Source organism: Streptococcus suis (genome assembly GCA_024583055.1).
In the GTDB taxonomy this organism is placed as follows: Bacteria; Bacillota; Bacilli; order Lactobacillales; family Streptococcaceae; genus Streptococcus; species Streptococcus suis_V.
The window spans coordinates 45,387-60,366 of the sequence record CP102145.1 but is presented as its reverse complement, the minus strand read 5'-3'; the positions used below and the strand labels follow the sequence as shown (position 1 = coordinate 60,366).

Annotated in this window: 18 protein-coding genes; 10 read left to right on the top strand and 8 right to left on the bottom strand. The window is 44.9% G+C overall.

Translation table 11 applies throughout. The features are described from left to right. Positions 1–2: 2 nt before the first annotated feature. From pepT to NQZ91_00295, 6 genes are all read left to right on the top strand, one after another. Positions 3–1,223: a peptidase T gene (gene pepT, locus NQZ91_00320; protein ID UUM57866.1), complete on the top strand. Its 1,221-nt coding sequence runs from the start codon at positions 3–5 to the stop codon at positions 1,221–1,223. Between the two features lie 117 nt (positions 1,224–1,340). Beyond that, positions 1,341–1,739 (top strand): DUF5684 domain-containing protein, encoded by a 399-nt coding sequence (locus NQZ91_00315; GenBank protein ID UUM57865.1) that lies wholly within the window; start codon positions 1,341–1,343, stop codon positions 1,737–1,739. A gap of 151 nt (positions 1,740–1,890) precedes the next feature. Next, on the top strand, positions 1,891–2,208 hold the full coding sequence (locus NQZ91_00310) for a PadR family transcriptional regulator (protein ID UUM57864.1): 318 nt from the start codon (positions 1,891–1,893) through the stop codon (positions 2,206–2,208). Then, positions 2,205–3,272 (top strand): DUF4097 family beta strand repeat-containing protein, encoded by a 1,068-nt coding sequence (locus tag NQZ91_00305; GenBank protein ID UUM57863.1) that lies wholly within the window; start codon positions 2,205–2,207, stop codon positions 3,270–3,272. The genes NQZ91_00310 and NQZ91_00305 overlap by 4 nt, the downstream gene beginning before the upstream one ends. Positions 3,273–3,279: 7 nt before the next feature. After that, on the top strand, positions 3,280–3,867 hold the full coding sequence (locus NQZ91_00300) for a DUF1700 domain-containing protein (GenBank protein ID UUM57862.1): 588 nt from the start codon (positions 3,280–3,282) through the stop codon (positions 3,865–3,867). Continuing rightward, positions 3,854–4,708, top strand: coding sequence for a DUF4097 domain-containing protein (locus NQZ91_00295; GenBank protein UUM57861.1), 855 nt, complete (start codon positions 3,854–3,856; stop codon positions 4,706–4,708). Before NQZ91_00300 ends, NQZ91_00295 begins: the two co-directional genes overlap by 14 nt. 38 nt (positions 4,709–4,746) lie before the next feature. Here the strand turns inward: NQZ91_00295 and NQZ91_00290 are convergent, their stop codons facing one another. After that, positions 4,747–5,106 (bottom strand): DUF1304 domain-containing protein, encoded by a 360-nt coding sequence (locus NQZ91_00290; GenBank protein UUM57860.1) that lies wholly within the window; start codon positions 5,104–5,106, stop codon positions 4,747–4,749. A 21-nt stretch (positions 5,107–5,127) separates the two neighbouring features. Continuing rightward, positions 5,128–5,553 carry a MarR family transcriptional regulator gene (locus tag NQZ91_00285; protein ID UUM57859.1) on the bottom strand — a complete coding sequence of 142 codons (426 nt, stop codon included), beginning with the start codon at positions 5,551–5,553 and terminating at the stop codon, positions 5,128–5,130. 160 nt (positions 5,554–5,713) lie between these two features. Here NQZ91_00285 and NQZ91_00280 point away from each other — a divergent pair, with 160 nt between their 5' ends. From NQZ91_00280 to NQZ91_00270, 3 genes are read left to right on the top strand one after another with little or no spacing between them, the layout of a single operon-like run. Next, positions 5,714–6,469 carry a threonine/serine exporter family protein gene (locus NQZ91_00280; protein ID UUM57858.1) on the top strand — a complete coding sequence of 252 codons (756 nt, stop codon included), beginning with the start codon at positions 5,714–5,716 and terminating at the stop codon, positions 6,467–6,469. Between the two features lie 3 nt (positions 6,470–6,472). Continuing rightward, positions 6,473–6,925, top strand: a complete 453-nt coding sequence (locus NQZ91_00275) for a threonine/serine exporter family protein (protein ID UUM57857.1) — start codon at positions 6,473–6,475, stop codon at positions 6,923–6,925. A gap of 52 nt (positions 6,926–6,977) precedes the next feature. Further along, positions 6,978–8,171, top strand: a complete 1,194-nt coding sequence (locus NQZ91_00270; GenBank protein UUM57856.1) for a cation diffusion facilitator family transporter — start codon at positions 6,978–6,980, stop codon at positions 8,169–8,171. Between the two features lie 45 nt (positions 8,172–8,216). Here the strand turns inward: NQZ91_00270 and NQZ91_00265 are convergent, their stop codons facing one another. From NQZ91_00265 to NQZ91_00240, 6 genes are all read right to left on the bottom strand, one after another. Next, a complete protein-coding gene (locus NQZ91_00265) occupies positions 8,217–9,053 on the bottom strand; it encodes an amino acid ABC transporter substrate-binding protein (protein UUM58785.1) in 837 nt (278 codons plus the stop codon). A 14-nt stretch (positions 9,054–9,067) separates the two neighbouring features. Further along, positions 9,068–9,700, bottom strand: a complete 633-nt coding sequence (locus NQZ91_00260) for an amino acid ABC transporter ATP-binding protein (protein UUM57855.1) — start codon at positions 9,698–9,700, stop codon at positions 9,068–9,070. A gap of 9 nt (positions 9,701–9,709) precedes the next feature. After that, a complete protein-coding gene (locus NQZ91_00255) occupies positions 9,710–10,351 on the bottom strand; it encodes an amino acid ABC transporter permease (protein ID UUM57854.1) in 642 nt (213 codons plus the stop codon). 149 nt (positions 10,352–10,500) lie between these two features. Next, a complete protein-coding gene (glmS, locus tag NQZ91_00250; protein UUM57853.1) occupies positions 10,501–12,312 on the bottom strand; it encodes a glutamine--fructose-6-phosphate transaminase (isomerizing) in 1,812 nt (603 codons plus the stop codon). A 187-nt stretch (positions 12,313–12,499) separates the two neighbouring features. Continuing rightward, a complete protein-coding gene (gene lepB, locus NQZ91_00245; protein UUM57852.1) occupies positions 12,500–13,042 on the bottom strand; it encodes a signal peptidase I in 543 nt (180 codons plus the stop codon). A 52-nt stretch (positions 13,043–13,094) separates the two neighbouring features. Beyond that, on the bottom strand, positions 13,095–13,712 hold the full coding sequence (locus NQZ91_00240) for a GDSL-type esterase/lipase family protein (GenBank protein ID UUM57851.1): 618 nt from the start codon (positions 13,710–13,712) through the stop codon (positions 13,095–13,097). A gap of 84 nt (positions 13,713–13,796) precedes the next feature. On the opposite strand from NQZ91_00240, the gene NQZ91_00235 reads away from it, so the two are divergent. Next, on the top strand, positions 13,797–14,903 hold the full coding sequence (locus NQZ91_00235; GenBank protein ID UUM57850.1) for an FAD-binding oxidoreductase: 1,107 nt from the start codon (positions 13,797–13,799) through the stop codon (positions 14,901–14,903). Positions 14,904–14,980 lie beyond the last annotated feature (77 nt).

Below are 14,980 nucleotides of genomic sequence, written 5' to 3'. Positions count from 1 at the left end.
CTATGAAATACCCGACACTCTTAGACCGCTTTTTAGTCTATGTCAAAGAAAATACCCGCTCAGATGAAAACTCGACCACCACACCTTCTACCCAAAACCAAGTTGAGTTCGCACAAAACATTCTCTTGCCTGAAATGAAACGGATTGGCTTGCAGAATGTCCACTACCTGCCGAACGGCTTTGCAGTGGGAACACTGCCTGCCAACGATCCTAGCCTGACCCGTAAAATCGGCTTTATTGCCCACATGGATACGGCGGATTTCAATGCTGAAGGGGTCAATCCTCAAATCATTGAAAATTATGACGGAAATCCGATTGCGCTTGGAACTTCTGGCTATGAACTCCATCCAAAAGATTTCCCACAACTGGCCAACTACCACGGTCAAACCCTGATTACGACAGATGGTACGACCTTGCTAGGCTCTGATGACAAGTCAGGAATTGCAGAAATCATGACGGCCATTGAATTTTTGGTTAACAATCCAGACATCAAGCACTGTGAAATCCGGGTCGGCTTTGGACCAGATGAAGAAATTGGTGTCGGTGCAGACAAGTTTGATGTGGAAGACTTTGATGTGGACTTTGCCTACACCATGGACGGTGGACCGCTTGGTGAACTTCAGTACGAAACTTTCTCAGCAGCTGCTGCCAAGATTGACTTCCTTGGACGCAATGTCCACCCAGGATCTGCCAAGGACCAGATGATCAACGCCTTCCAGCTAGCCATTGACTTCCACAATGCTCTTCCAGAAGCAGACCGCCCTGAGAAAACAGAAGGCTATGAAGGCTTCTTCCATTTGATGAACATGGAAGGCAGTGTCGATACTGCTTCTACCACCTATATCATCCGCGACTTCGAGGAAGAAGATTTTCAAGCCCGCAAACAGCTCATGCTGGACATTGCAGACAAAATGAATGCCAAGTTTGACACGCCACGCGTTATCGTCAACCTGCATGACCAGTACTACAACATGAAGAAAATCATCGAAAAAGACATGACCCCAATCAACATCGCAAAAGAGGTCATGGAAAATCTGGATATCAAGCCACTGATTGAGCCAGTTCGTGGAGGAACAGACGGCTCTAAGATTTCCTTCATGGGCATTCCAACGCCAAATATCTTCGCAGGTGGTGAAAACATGCACGGCCGCTTCGAGTTCGTTAGCCTGCAAACCATGGAAAAAGCTGTTGATGTGATTTTAGGTATTGTAGCTTACAAATAAGAAGGAAAAGTAGGTTTTCTGAAAAAATCTACTTTTTGAAAATTGTTCGATATAACTATTGTATTATTTAAATAACACTGTTATAATAGAACCATCAAAAAGAAATAGAGTTTTATTATGACAGAAGAAACATTTGCACAAGGTATTTTAGTTGGGCTTTGGGGAGCCAGTATGATTTTTTCACTCATTTGGTATGTCCTCCTTGCCATTTCCAACTTCATCCTCTTTAAAAAAGCTGGCTATGCTGGTTGGAAATCCCTCATTCCTTTCTACAACCTTTATATCCAACAATGTATCACATTCGGCGAAGACAAGGGCTGGTTTATCCTATTCCTACTCATCCCACTTGCTGGACCACTTTATGGCATTTATTTGACTTACTGCTATGGTAAAGCATTTGGTTTGTCTGATATTCAAGCCATCTTCTATGTCTTGTTTACACCACTTTTCAATGTCTACATCGCCTTCAATGACGGAAGCCGTTACCAAGGTCCACAAACTTTCTTTATCGACTAATATCAAATGAAGCAACTTTTTCTAGCTGGAAGGGTTGCTTTTACTTTTTTAAAAAAATATATAAATAATTTATATAATTACTTGATTTTAGTAAATGATGGGTATATAATTTATATATAAAATAATTACATAAAGATAAAGAGGTGATTTCATGTACTACCCCGTTTCCTCTATCTTGATAGAATTTCTGATTTTGGCCATGCTGGAAAAGCAGGATTCCTACGGATATGAAATCAGTCAAACCATCAAGATAGTGGCCGATATAAAAGAGTCCACGCTCTATCCTATTCTGAAAAAACTGGAAAAGGCCGGCTATGTAATCACTTACAGCCAGGAATTTCAAGGACGCAAACGCAAATACTACACCATTACTCCTGCCGGCCGCAACCACATCCCCTTCCTCAAGGGAGAATGGACAGCCTACAAGGACAATATCGACGGAATTATAGAAGGGAGCCTACGAAAATGACACGTGTAGATTATTTAAAACAGCTTGAACAAGCACTCAACAAACTCAATCCAACCGCCAAACAAGAGGCCCTGGACTATTTCCAAGAATACTTCGACGACCGAAATGATGACCAGGCGACTATCTCAGAGCTAGGCGATCCGATCTCTGCTGCTCAGGAAATCATAGCTAACCTGCCTGAAGATGCCCTGATAGAGAACCAGGAGCCACCACGTGTTGATTTGACCTGGGACTGGAAGAATTTTTTCAAGAACTTCAGCTTCAAGGACACCAAGCCCCTCGACTTTGAGACTGTGGAGACCCCTTTGCCAAACTTCCAACGCCTTAACCTCCAGCTGGAGGACCAAACCTTGATAATTGAGAGCTGGGACAAGGACTCCGCCAGCCTCCTCTCCCCCGCCTCTCTTGATAGCAACTACCAGCCCTTTACCTTCTGCCTGGATGGCGACACACTCCTCCTTTCTTCTATGGAGATACCAAAGGGCTTTGGGATGGCTTACTCAGACAGCAGACAAAAAACTGTCCTCAAACTTCCCCAGAAACCTGCCCTGCACACAGCAGATGTTCGTTTGACCGATGCCAATCTGGTTATCAACAACCTGACTGTGGACCGCTTAACGGTAACAGAAACCAGCGATAGCAATCTCTCCTTCAAGCACATCACTGCCCAAAACTGGATCATGGAGGCAAAAGACATCAACCTTACGTGCAAGGATTCTACTTGTTCAACCCTTGACTGGCAGACAGCAGATTGCAACCTCATGTTGACAGGTCTGAACCTCGGCAAGGGGCATGTGGAGATTGCGGATTGTCACCTTTCAATGAACCAATCCACCTGGCAGGGAGAACTTGCCCTTGAAATCGAAGATTCTGTGGTCACCTTGGGCATGTCCCAAAAGAGCAATCTTCTAGCGGAAACAGACGATAGCCTGCTCCATTTGCCTCAGGAAATTGCTGCTCACCTAGAACGTGACGATGATTGGCTCCACCTGGAATACCTGCTGGAGGGCATCACCCCTACTCTGATTTTGGACGCAAGCGATTCCAGTATTACTGTCAAATAAGGAGAAAATGATGACACGCGCAGACTATATGAACCAATTGGCTGGCTATCTCAAACGCCTGCCACAAGAAGATTTCCATGATGCTATGGAACATTTTAATGAATACTTTGACGAGGCTGGACCTGAGAACGAAGACCAGGTCATCGCAGAATTGGGCAGTCCCAAGCATGCTGCTAGTGATATTTTAGCCAATCTCTATGATAAAGAAGTCAGTGGAGAAAAGCCTAGCACCAGCAACCGTCTACTTCTGGTAACCCTGTCTATCTTGGCTGCTCCCATGGGCTTGATTCTGGGTCTGGTGGTCTTGGCTCTCTTTGTGAGCCTCATCCTCCTCGTCCTAGCCCTGGTTCTAGCCATGGCCAGCATCTGCATGGCCCTGATTAGCCTAGGAATTTCCGGCTTTCTATCAGCCTTTGAACTCTTTACCACTGCTATCAGCTCAGGCATCCTGGTCACCGGCCTATCCTTGATTGGAATAGCTCTGGGAATTTTGGGCATCAAGGCGACCATTTTTATCGGCCACAAGCTCCTGCAGGCCAGCCTTCACTTTATTCAACAATTATTGCCGAAAGGAGACCGCTATGAAACAGCTTAAATCCAGCACACGCTACACTCTCATTACCCTAGCAACTGGCCTCCTTCTGTCCTTGCTGGGTCTCCTACTAGGTGGCTGGCAGGAAATCGGAAATCACCTAGAAAATTCCTACCAGGTCCAGCAGGTTGAATTTGACAACTTGCAAAAAATCAATAGCTCCACCAATCTCACAATCTCTACAAGTGATGTCGAAAAACCGACCCTCTATTTTAAAGTCAGCAAGAAACAGAGCAGTCCTATTGTCTACGAGCTGATAAATGGCAGTCTAACCATTGAAGATAATAACGACCAGGGGTTTCGCTATGACGGTTTCCTAGAAGGTATAAAAATGCTCCAAGAGAACCAAACCCAAACCTACACCACACCGACCCTGCTCTTGCCAGCCGGTAGCCATTTGGATGAATTGACCGGCGGACTCTTTGATGGAAATGCCAATCTTGAAGATATGACCGTTGACAAACTGGATATTTCTATCAACAACGGTAACTTCTTGGCCAAGAAAACCACCATTCACTCAACTAACATCGTAGTCTGGGATGGAGATATTGATTTGCAGGAAGTAAAACTAGAAGATGTGGAAGACTCAAGTAGTGACCAGCTCAACCATTTGACCGTAGAAAATGGCAACATTCGTGCCACTGGGCTGCAAGTCATCGGCAACTATGATGTCTTGGCCTACGACGGTGACATTGACCTGACCATTCATAAGGAAAGCCTGAAGGATCTCGCAATCGAAGAACTTTCTGCTGATGAAGATAGCGAACAAACCACTCATGGCAATCCAAATGCAAAAAACAAGTTGACCCTGCATAGCCAAAATGGCGACATTTATGTTCAGTAAGAGTACACGAAAAGCCCTCCAGTTCGGGGGCTTTTTGACTACTTAAATATCAAAAGTGACAAGAGGGTCAAAATGGCTGGACCTCCTTGGCTCAGGATAATTTTAGGGCTTGAAGTAATCGCACCATAAGCAGCTGCACCGATAACATAGAGGACAAATATGGTCACAATTTCAAGATTGCCAGTCACAATTCCGTAAAGTAGGAAAAGGGCCAGTAAGCCATTGTAGATTCCCTGATTTTTGAACAGGGTGGTTACAGACTTGCGTTGCAGCTCGTCCTTGGCCATATTAAAGACACGGCTGGTCGAGTCCGAATGAGTAGCAAAAGTTTCCAAATACATAATGTACAAGTGTTCCAATGCTACGATGGTAGCTAAAATAGTTGTAAAAATAGACATGCTATATCTCCTTAAGAATAGTTATAGAGGGAGGTCTTTCAAGCCTGCACTTAGCTTGGTCAGAATCTGCTGAAATTGCTCCACTTGGTCAGCTGTTAGGATATGCTCCATAGCCCGTTTGACCACCACATGCTGGCTGGGCGGGCTATCAATCAAATCCTTCTGCGCTTTCTTGGTCGGGTAAACCAAAATTTCCCTCTGATTGTCAGGGTTTCGCTCACGACGGATGTAAGCCGCCTCTTCCAAAATTTTCAGATGCCGGCTAATGGCTGCGCGGTCAATTCCAAGCCTCTCCTGCAAGGCTGTTTGGTGAAGTGGTGTCTCCTCTAGCAAAATCTGAAGAATCCGATAACGGGTCAGGGAAATCCCCAACCGCTTTTCAAATAGATTGGTAATGACCTCTTCGGTAATTTTCAGTTGGTAAAGTACCTCTTCCATGCTTGACATGACTTCTCCCTCTTTGTTGATTTATCAATTATTGACTAGTCAATTGTACTACAATCCGAATATTTTTCAACTATTTTGCTCATTATTTATAAAAATCCTTCTTCCCAGAGCTGATTTTGATATAATAAACTAAAACACCAAGGAAAGAGCTAGGGATGAAATGAAACAAAAAGAGCAAGACCTGGTCATTGACGTGCTTATGCTGGCCGGTAGCATCTTACTCCAAAGCGGGGCGGAAATTCATCGGGTGGAGGATACCATGATTCGCATCGCCCATTCTCAAGGGATAATGGATGCCAATGTGCTGGCCATTCCAGCGGCCATTTTCTTTTCCATTGACCACACCAACATTTCACGGATGAAGAGAATTGTCTCCTCCAGCTACAATATGCAGAAGGTCTGCGATGTCAATCAGGTCTCTCGTTCGCTGGTTGAAGGCCAGATTAGCCCTAAAGAGGCCTGGGAAATCCTGTCTGCTATCAAACTGGAAAAAGCACCTTATGCGACTGGCCAGCTGATTTTGGCGGCTATTTTTGCCGTTCCCTTCTTTACCCTTATGTTCGGCGGCTCCGCCTTGGATGCTTTTTGCGCTGCTGCTGCGACCGCTCTGGCCTTTCCCCTCTCGCTGCAGATTGAGAAATTTATCGGCATTGATTTTGTGACTACCTTCTGTGGAGCTCTGCTATTTTCCCTAACCGCCTACCTACTAGAGAAATACACCAGCCTGGCTATAAATCCCAACCTTATCAATGCTGGCGCTGTCATGCCCTTTGTGCCTGGTATCACCCTGACCAATGCGGTCCGAGATCTGATGACCAACCATATCAATACCGGCATGACCAAGCTCTTTCAAACGGCTCTGATTATCCTGTCCCTGGGTGCAGGGACCACTGTTGCACTCTTACTCGTGGGGTAACTTATGAATTTTTTACTACAAGCTGTAGCTTCTTTTCTAGCCATGATTGCCTTCATGGTCATCCTCAATGTTCCTAGGAAACTTCTGGTTCCCGGAGGACTTCTAGGAATGTTTGTCTGGCTCCTCTATCTCCTACTGCAGGGACCAACCAATCCGCTCATTGCCACTTTTTTGGCAGCGGTCATCGGCTCCATGATTAGCCAGGTCATGAGCATCCTACTCAAGACACCCTCTATCATTTTTTCTCTGGCTATCCTGGCTCCCCTAGTCCCTGGCTATCGGTCCTATATGACAACAACCTATTTTGTTTCTGGAGATTATGCCCAAGCCCTTGCCAATATCACCAGTGTCCTGACCCTCTGTCTCATCATTCCTATCGGCATGGCCAGCGGTACCGTACTCTTGCAAGTGTACAGAGCCATTCAAAAACGCTGGTACCAGACAACGACCACCTAGATTGAAACTAGGTGGTTTTTTTGGTACAATATTAGCTTAAAAAGGAGACCAGATGAACAATCAACCGACAAGCAATCTCAAACTAGCCGAACGTGGCGCACAGATTTCCATTTCAGCCTACATCCTCCTATCCGGGCTCAAACTAGCTGCTGGCGAGCTCTTTCATTCCGATGCACTTCGAGCCGACGCCTTCAACAACCTCTCTGATATCATCGGAAATGTGGCCGTGCTGATTGGCTTGAAAATGGCCCAAAAACCGGCTGATAGAGACCATAAGTTTGGCCATTGGAAAATGGAAGACCTTGCTAGCCTGATTACCTCTTTCATCATGTTTATGGTTGGTTTTCAGGTCCTCTATTCAACCATTGAAAAACTCCTGAGCAAGGAAGTGATTCAAGTCGATATGCTGGGTGCCCTGGTGGGTATTTTCTCAGCCCTGGTCATGATTGGGGTCTATATCTATAACAGCAGACTGGCTAAAAAAGTCCATTCCAAAGGACTTGAAGCAGCTGCCAAGGACAATTTATCCGATGCAGTTACGTCAATTGGAACTTCCGTTGCTGTCTTTGCTGCCGCCTTCAACCTCAGTATTGTCGACAAGGTTGCAGCCATCGTCATCACCTTCTTCATCCTGAAAACGGCCTACGACATCTTCATGCAAAGTTTCTTCAGCCTATCTGACGGTTTCGATGAAGAATTGCTCCACAAGTACGAAGAGGATATCCACAAGCTCCCCAAGATAGTCTCCGTCAAGTCCCAGCGAGGCCGAACCTACGGCGCCAATATTTATCTGGATATTGTCTTGGAAATGAATCCTGACCTTTCTGTTTACGAAAGCCATGAAATCACCGAGCAGGTCGAGCAGCTCCTGATCCTCAAACATGGGGTCTTCGATGTAGACATCCATGTCGAACCCTCTGAAATCCCCCACGATGAAATCTACGAGCATGTCTACGACAAACTCTTCCGTTATGAAACTGAAATTCAGGCCCATGCACCAGGCTATGAGGACTTGATTGACCCAACCTATTTCCTGATTGATGCCAAAGGACGTTATCATGACAAGGATGGCATGCTGGATCAGCACCAGATCCAGTCTACCTACTTGTCCAACTATCAAATGACATCTGTCAGTCAAAAATCCAAACTGGTCACCTTTGAAATCGGTGACTATGTCCACACCTCTCTCTGGCGCCGCCACGAAGAATGGACTGTCGTCTTCCATCAGATTTCTAAAAAACTGTAAAGAAAAAAATTCTCAGCCAAATGACGGTTGAGAATTTTTATTTGCTTAATTTTTCACAGCATCAGTTGCCACATCTTCTCCGAACCATTTTTCAGAGATTTCCTGGAACTTACCTTCTTTATAAAGCTCTGTAAAAGCTTTGTTGATATTGTCTACCAAGGTCTTGTCTGACTTACGAACACCAACACCGAAGGCCTCGTTAGCATAGCCAGCATCAATGATATTGTAGTCATCAATGATACCTTCTTTTTGCAGATAGTAATTGGCATACACACGGTCAATCAAGAGCCCGTCGATACGGTCATTTTTCAAGTCGATAAGGGCCTCGTTGAAGGTCGCATACTGACTAGCATCACCGTCTTTTACCAGGTCCTTAAGAATTTCAGGCTGAGATGTAAATGCATAATAACCTGCAGAACCTGCTTGAGCACCGAGAACCTTGTCCTTCATGCCAGCTGGATCAGCAATAGAAGATGATTTCTTGGTCACCAAAACTTGCTGGTTGTCCATGTATTCATCAGAGAAAAGAACTTTTTCCTTGCGTTCATCTGTAATGGAATAGCCATTCCAAATCATATCAATATTGCCGTTATTGAGCTCTGTCTCTTTCAAGTCCCAGTCAATCGGTTGCCAATCAATCGTAATACCGTATTTTTCAAAAACAGCTGTTGCTAATTCGATGTCAAAACCAGTGTATTGACCGTCTTTTTCTTCAAATCCCATTGGGACAAAGGTCTTATCAAAACCAATGGTCACTGACTTATCTTTTTCATAAGTAGACCAATTGTCTGACTCTGTAGTAGAACTGCCTGAGCCACAGGCTGCAAGGGCCAAACTTGTTACAAGAGCTGTTGCTCCAAGAATTATGTTTTTCATTTTCACCATGTCTTACCTCTTTAATGTTTCGGTTCAATCTTGATAATTTCATCTGCGATATTTTCAGCAAACTGCATATCGTGGGTTACCACAATCTGCGTGATTCCTGTCGCACGGTTTTCCAAAATCAGCTTTTCAACTTCTTTTCGTAGCTCAGGATCCAATGCCGAAGTCGGCTCATCGTAGCCAATAATCTCAGGATCAATCATCATGGCGCGAGCCAGGGCCACACGCTGCTTCTGCCCTCCTGATAGAGAATAAGGATAGGCTGCTGCGTGGTTGGCCAGGCCTAGTGTTTCCAGAAGTTTACGGGCCTTGTCTTCCGCTTCTATAGCCGACATATTTTGTGTCTTAATAGGGGAGAGGACCAAGTTTTCCAATACTGAAAGGTGGGGGAAAAGCTGGAAATCTTGGAAAACAAAGCCCAGCAAATGTCGTTTCTCCAATTCCTCGACTGGCAGTTCTTGACCATTGTAAATCAGAGTACCTTCATCAATGGTCTCCAAACCTGCCAGCATACGGAGAAGCGTAGTCTTACCGCCACCGGATTGACCAACAATGCCGACAATTTTCCCCTCCGGGATGACCAAATCATAGTTGGAGAAAATCTGCTTGTTGCCAAATCGTTTGGATAGATTGCGTAATTCTAACATGACTTCCTCCTATTTATAGTAATCAAATTTCTTTTCAACCTGTTTAGAAACCAGCGTAACCGCTCCAATCATGAGCAGGTAAATGGCCCCTGCAATAAACATAGGTGCTAGACTAGCATCACGGTTGGCAGCAGTTCGACTGGCCAAGAGCAAGTCACTGACTCCCAGGGCGTAGACCAGAGAGGTATCCTTGACCAGGGTCATGACTTCATTGAAGACACTTGGTAGGACAATCTTGACAACCTGGGGCAAGACGATGTAGCGAATAGTCTGAAGAGGTGTAAATTTCAAGACCTTAGCCGCCTCATACTGACCAGCTGGGATAGCCTCAATTCCTCCACGGAAAATCTCAGAGAAATAAGCCGCATAGTTGAAGGTAAAGGCAGTAATCACCGCTGGCATCCTGTCAAATGTAATCCCCACACTCGGCAAGACGTAGTAGACAAAAATCAATTGCAGGAGCAAAGGGGTCCCTCGCATAATAAGTACATAAAAATGCAAGAGCCACTGCAAGGGCTTGAATTTGATTTGCATGAGGAAGGCAAAGATAGCTCCCAAAGGCAAGGACAAGACTAATACTAAAACAAATACTTGTAAGGAGACTAAAGCACCATCCACCAGGGGGGGCAAGACTTCCAAAATATAATCCATAAACATCTCCCAAAAGAGTTATTATCTTATCTAGTATAGCAGAAAATTGGGCGATTTGAAAGAAATTTGTCAGAATTTTTTCATAAATTTCACACAAAAATCGAATATTCATGCAAAAATCCACCAAATTTACAGGTGGATTTGCAAGCTTATTCAACTGTTACTGATTTCGCCAGGTTACGCGGTTTGTCCACATCCAGACCACGTTGGAGCGTAGCATAGTAGGCAATCAACTGGGTTGGGACAACCATGGCAATGGTAGACAAGAATGGGTGAACACTAGTCACTGTGAAGTCATCTTCTTCCTTGGCAATGGCCTCATCAACGATGGTCATGACATGGGCACCACGCGCCACCACTTCCTGGATATTTCCACGGGTGTGGCTAGCCAGATGAGGATTATTTGAAATCAAGGCCAAAACCGGCACACCGTCTTCAATCAGGGAAATGGTACCATGCTTGAGCTCTCCAGCAGCAAAACCTTCACACTGGATATAGGAAATTTCCTTGAGCTTGAGAGCCGCTTCCATAGAAACGTAATAGTCGCTGCCACGTCCGATATAGAAGGCATTTCGAGTTGTACCAAGCAGTTTCTCCACTTTCTCAGCAATGATATCTTTTTCTGATAAAGTAGCCTCGATAGACTGGGCAACAATGGACAATTCGTGTACCAAATCAAATTCCTTGGCATAGGTATTGCCATTGGCATCCCCAACAGCCTTGGCCAAGAAAGCTAGAGTTGCAATCTGAGCAGTATAGGCCTTGGTCGAAGCAACAGAGATTTCTGGACCAGCATGGAGCAACATGGTGTAGTTGGCCTCACGAGACAGGGTAGAGCCTGGAACGTTTGTCACCGTCAAACTTGGAATGCCCATTTCATTGGCCTTAACCAAAACCTGACGGCTATCCGCTGTCTCACCAGACTGGCTGATGAAGATAAAGAGGGGCTTTTGGCTCAAGAGCGGCATATTATAACCCCATTCAGAAGAAATCCCCAGCTCAACTGGTGTATCCGTCAACTTCTCCATGAAGTCTTTTGCGGCAAATCCTGCGTGGTAGGAAGTACCAGCTGCTAGGATATAGATACGGTCAGCATCTTGTACTGCCTTGACAATCTCCGCATCAACTGTTACTTGTTCATCAGTATTTGTGTATGCGCCAATCAATTTACGCATGACAGCTGGTTGCTCATCAATTTCCTTGAGCATGTAGTAAGGATAGGTTCCCTTACCGATATCAGATAGATCAAGCTCAGCAGTGTAGCTTCCACGTTCGATAGCATTGCCGTCGTAGTCCATAACTTGAACACTGTCTTTTTTCACGATAACCAATTCTTTGTCGTGAATTTCCATATATTCACTGGTTTCACGAATCATAGCCATGGCATCGGAGCAGACCATGTTGTAGCCATCACCCAGACCAATCAAGAGTGGTGATTTATTCTTAGCAACATAAATCGTATCCGCATCTGTCACATCAATCAAAGCAAAGGCATACGAACCTTGGATGATATGAAGTGCCTTTTTGAAAGCCTCCAAAGTTGACAAGCCTTCTGAGGCAAATTGTCCAATCAAATGAACAGCAATTTCAGTATCCGTTTGCCCTTTAAAATCATGGCCTGCCAGGTAGTCTGCCTTGATTTCAGCATAGTTCTCAATCACACCATTGTGGACCAGAATATGGCCAGCTGTTTGGGATGTATGAGGGTGGGCATTGTTTTCAGTTGGCTTGCCATGGGTAGCCCAGCGTGTATGGCCGATACCAGCTGTGCCATCTGTCTTATCCCCAACCTTAGCGGAAAGTTCTGCAATACGACCCACAGCCTTAACCAGGTGATCTTCTGAACCACCGGTCACAAAAATACCTGCTGAATCATAACCACGGTATTCTAATTTTTCAAGTCCTTGAATTAAAATATCAGTTGCGTTTGTATTTCCAACAACACCAACAATTCCACACATATCCTATCACCTCGGTGTTTGCTCCACCGACTTTCATTCATTTTCAATAAATTGGTCTAGTCAGATTTTCTACTAAAAAGACCGATAAAAACAGTATATAATAGACTTATAAACTTGTCAATCATTAAATTGGTATAGTCAACTTTTAATTTTCGATGAAAATTCTTGAAAATAAAAGAACCAACCTCTATTGGGTTAGTCCTGTTTCAATAAAGCCAAATTCAGACAAGGGGCTGATTCTAAAGCTCAAGCGCCCTATAATGTCACTCTGATCAATCAAACCAAAGCTTCGGCTGTCATTCCGGTCCATTCGATTATCATTTAAGACCAGAATCTTACCTTTGGGAATAACCTGAAACTCCCCGCCTGTTAGGGCTTCAATCGTCAAGTCTTCCGTATAATACTCCTGCTCCGGGATAAGCTCCAAATAATCCTCACGCACAATCTTTTGGTTGCGGTAGAGAACATTATCTAGGTAGGTCGCTGTTTCCTCTTCGAGGGCGATAATCCTGCTAACATATTCCTTGCCCTCGTGTTCGTATAGGACAAATTCCCCATGCTTGAGTTCTGTATTCTTTAGGGCGATAATGACATCATTTCGCTTAATGTAGTCATTGGCCATGGTTGAAGTAATACGTACTGGTTCAAACAACCATACCCTCAGCCCAATAATTCCTAAAATCAGCAATACCAACAATAAGAGTTGGCGAAAAAGGTCTCTCTTTACCATAATCTCTCCAATCTCTATTAGTATAGCATATTTTCATGAAAATACTTGACATTTACCCTTGGAGGTGACGATAAATTTCCTGGGCAATGACCTGATTGCCCAGCGGACTGAGATGAAGGCCGTCGCTATAGTACTCCATTTTCCCCTTGGTTATGGGATAGAGATTGATGACAGGAAGGCCCAGCTCCTGACCGATTTGAAGAATGATAGCCTGCAACTCTTCCTCGATAATCTGGTTATTGAGGCCGAAGCGGCTGGTTGGCACGAAAGGCGGGATAACCAGGTAGACGTCTGGCTGGCTGGGCAAATTCATATAACGCTCTGCCATTTCCTTATACTCTTGCTGAAAGCCTTCCTTGTTCCAGTAAGGTCCCCGGCTATCATTGCTACCAATCATGATGATGACGATGTCAGCCTCGCTCTCCAAGGACAGTTGGGCATTTTCTTCCTTGAAATAGGGAAAATCTGCTGTCGATTGGAGGGAACGGCCGCTAAGACCGAAGTTGGACACCTGGTAGTGGTGACCCAATTTTTCAGCCAAAATAGACGGATAAGCATCCTTTTCACGATTGTCCAGCCCATAACCATAGGTCAGACTGTCTCCCACTGTTGCTACTTTGACGGCTCCGCTCCCAAGCGTCAGAACCTCTGGATACATAATATCAGACACAATCTCTCTCCTTGATTTCTAGATTCTATTGTAACATGGGGGAAAAAATAAATAAACTCCTGAATTTGTGATATAATGAACATTATGAAGAAACATATCATCATTATTGGTGGAGGCATTGTTGGTTCAACCGCTGCCTTCTACCTTTCTCAAGATAGCAATATTGACCTGACACTGATTGACCACGGTGTTGGTACAGCTACCCGTGCTGCTGCTGGCATTATCTGCCCCTGGATGGCCCAGAAGAAAAACAAGGACTGGTACCGCCTGACCTCGCAAGGTGCTGTCTTCTACCGCCAGTTGGTAGCTGATTTGGAAAGTGCAGGAGCCAAGGACATCCCCTTCAAGCAAACTGGAACCATTGGCCTCAAAAGCAAGCCCGAACTCCTGGAAAAAATCAAGAAAATCGCAGAAGACCGCAGGCTAGACACCCCTACCATTGGAGACATCACTACTCTTGAAGGACAAGAAGTCAGCAACTATCTACCACCACTCAAGCCTGATTTCTACGGTATCCACCTGGAAGGCGGCGGCCGTATCGACGGTGGAAAACTGATTGACTTGTTACAGGAAAAGTTTTTGGAAAATGGCGGAGCTCTATTGCAGGGACAGGCTAGACTGATAGATGAAGGAACTGTTCAGCTGGATGGGCGAGAACTAACTGCCGACCACATTATCCTAGCGACCGGATCCTGGTTGCCAGATATGCTGGAACCTCTCGGCTATCAGGTAGATGTCCGTCCACAAAAAGGTCAGCTTCTGGAATTGGATACAGATTTTGATACCAGCGACTGGCCAGTCTGCATGCCCTATGGTCAAATTGACATCCTGCCGTTTGAGAATGGAAAAATCATTGTCGGGGCCACCCATGAGGATAATATGGGCTATGATTTGACCCTTGACCCTGAAAAAATCCAAACCATGCATGAAAAATCTGCGGAATTTATGCCTGATTTGGCCAACTACCCTGTGGTCCGTACTCGTATTGGTACCAGGGCCTATACTTCCAACTACGCACCATTTTACGGAACTGTTCCTGAAATGGACAATATCTGGGTGGCCAGTGGTCTGGGCTCTTCTGGCCTGACTAATGGCCCCTTTATCGGCTGGCAAATTGCCAAAGAAATTCTGGGCAAGGATACGAATTTTGACAGAAGTCCTTATGAGCCTGCCAATTATATTAAAAGATAATACGACAATCCTGCCAAATGGTAGGATTTTTGATTTGGCTCATGCAAAAAGTCTATCGCTTCCGCAATAGACTTCTC

What these genes read in the sequence shown, in the direction of transcription:
- NQZ91_00270 (UUM57856.1), top strand. Translation starts at nt 6,978, where the DNA reads ATGAACAATCAACCGACAAGCAATCTCAAACTAGCCGAACGTGGCGCA.
- NQZ91_00295 (UUM57861.1), top strand. Translation starts at nt 3,854, where the DNA reads ATGAAACAGCTTAAATCCAGCACACGCTACACTCTCATTACCCTAGCA.
- NQZ91_00260 (UUM57855.1), bottom strand. Translation starts at nt 9,700, where the DNA reads ATGTTAGAATTACGCAATCTATCCAAACGATTTGGCAACAAGCAGATT.
- NQZ91_00280 (UUM57858.1), top strand. Translation starts at nt 5,714, where the DNA reads ATGAAACAAAAAGAGCAAGACCTGGTCATTGACGTGCTTATGCTGGCC.
- pepT (UUM57866.1), top strand. Translation starts at nt 3, where the DNA reads ATGAAATACCCGACACTCTTAGACCGCTTTTTAGTCTATGTCAAAGAA.
- NQZ91_00315 (UUM57865.1), top strand. Translation starts at nt 1,341, where the DNA reads ATGACAGAAGAAACATTTGCACAAGGTATTTTAGTTGGGCTTTGGGGA.
- NQZ91_00285 (UUM57859.1), bottom strand. Translation starts at nt 5,553, where the DNA reads ATGTCAAGCATGGAAGAGGTACTTTACCAACTGAAAATTACCGAAGAG.
- NQZ91_00305 (UUM57863.1), top strand. Translation starts at nt 2,205, where the DNA reads ATGACACGTGTAGATTATTTAAAACAGCTTGAACAAGCACTCAACAAA.
- NQZ91_00290 (UUM57860.1), bottom strand. Translation starts at nt 5,106, where the DNA reads ATGTCTATTTTTACAACTATTTTAGCTACCATCGTAGCATTGGAACAC.
- glmS (UUM57853.1), bottom strand. Translation starts at nt 12,312, where the DNA reads ATGTGTGGAATTGTTGGTGTTGTTGGAAATACAAACGCAACTGATATT.
- lepB (UUM57852.1), bottom strand. Translation starts at nt 13,042, where the DNA reads ATGGTAAAGAGAGACCTTTTTCGCCAACTCTTATTGTTGGTATTGCTG.
- NQZ91_00235 (UUM57850.1), top strand. Translation starts at nt 13,797, where the DNA reads ATGAAGAAACATATCATCATTATTGGTGGAGGCATTGTTGGTTCAACC.
- NQZ91_00300 (UUM57862.1), top strand. Translation starts at nt 3,280, where the DNA reads ATGATGACACGCGCAGACTATATGAACCAATTGGCTGGCTATCTCAAA.
- NQZ91_00275 (UUM57857.1), top strand. Translation starts at nt 6,473, where the DNA reads ATGAATTTTTTACTACAAGCTGTAGCTTCTTTTCTAGCCATGATTGCC.
- NQZ91_00310 (UUM57864.1), top strand. Translation starts at nt 1,891, where the DNA reads ATGTACTACCCCGTTTCCTCTATCTTGATAGAATTTCTGATTTTGGCC.
- NQZ91_00255 (UUM57854.1), bottom strand. Translation starts at nt 10,351, where the DNA reads ATGGATTATATTTTGGAAGTCTTGCCCCCCCTGGTGGATGGTGCTTTA.